Origin of the sequence: Ochrobactrum sp. C6C9 (assembly GCF_022627935.1) — a bacterium.
In the GTDB taxonomy this organism is placed as follows: domain Bacteria; phylum Pseudomonadota; class Alphaproteobacteria; order Rhizobiales; family Rhizobiaceae; genus Brucella; species Brucella teleogrylli.
In genome coordinates, this window is sequence record NZ_JABXGB010000094.1 from 1 (window position 1) to 957 (window position 957).

The window sequence follows — 957 nt, forward strand, 5'->3', positions numbered from 1 at the left end:
CCCCTACCGCCCCGAATACAGCAACCCAAAACCGCTGGAGCGAACTCAAAACTGGATAAAACTTGGGGGCAACGTCACGCGCTCTAAATATAGAGATCAGGGACAAGGAAAAAATAATTGGATTGTGCAGAGGTAGCTTCCAAATTGCGCAGTTGCTTTGCTATCATCTTTGTATAGATGCTGGCGTAACGGAAACGCCTCCGACAAAGAAACACGTCGATATCGCGGTTGAGAGGGTGGTCGACGAGGTACTTACACAGCTTAAAAGAATATTTCATTCCGCTTGCTTGGAGTTTGCACAAGGGTCCAGATTGCGACGGGAAGGGCGGGCACCGTATTTGCATATATTAAGTTGGCTAGTCGAGTCCGACGACTGGTCCGTGGATCTAAAAAGGACCATTCGAGATCGGCCCGATCATCGGGGCAGTGTAGGGCAGGTTGTTTCCAAGGGGTATCTCGAGACATTGATGCGAGACAAGGCCGATATTTTGTCGGAATTTTTCCACTATCAGCCGGAGAACAGCGTATTTACCGTAGAAGACCCGAAATTAATTTTCTATCTTCGGTCCATTAATTGGTTGAATTTTGTAAAAGAGGTGGGGTTTTCTACTGCGGAGTTTCGGGGAAAATATGATATTGCGTTGTCTTTTGCAGGTAGAAACCGTGACCTGGCAGAGTTGTTGTTCGAAAAACTTACTCAAAGAGAAGTATCAGTATTTTATGATCTAGATCATCAACACAGAATAATTGCACAACAGGTAGAGGATTACTTAGCTCCGATATATTCTTCGGAGGCGGCTTATGTTGTTCCGCTGTTGAGTGTTGAATATCCTACTCGGATATGGACCAAATTTGAAAGTGATCATTTTAAGGACAGATTGTATGCGCCGTCTCTGTCCCATTGATTTAGGGCATTTTGGGTGAGTGAGGTTTCTGCCAGAAGGGTTTTCAGCAATA

Annotated in this window: 1 protein-coding gene; it reads left to right on the forward strand. The window is 45.1% G+C overall.

Translation table 11 applies throughout. The annotated features are described in order from the left end of the window. Positions 1 to 467: 467 nt before the first annotated feature. A complete protein-coding gene (locus tag HWD97_RS24200) occupies positions 468 to 905 on the forward strand; it encodes a hypothetical protein (RefSeq protein ID WP_371835803.1) in 438 nt (145 codons plus the stop codon). Positions 906 to 957: the final 52 nt, after the last annotated feature.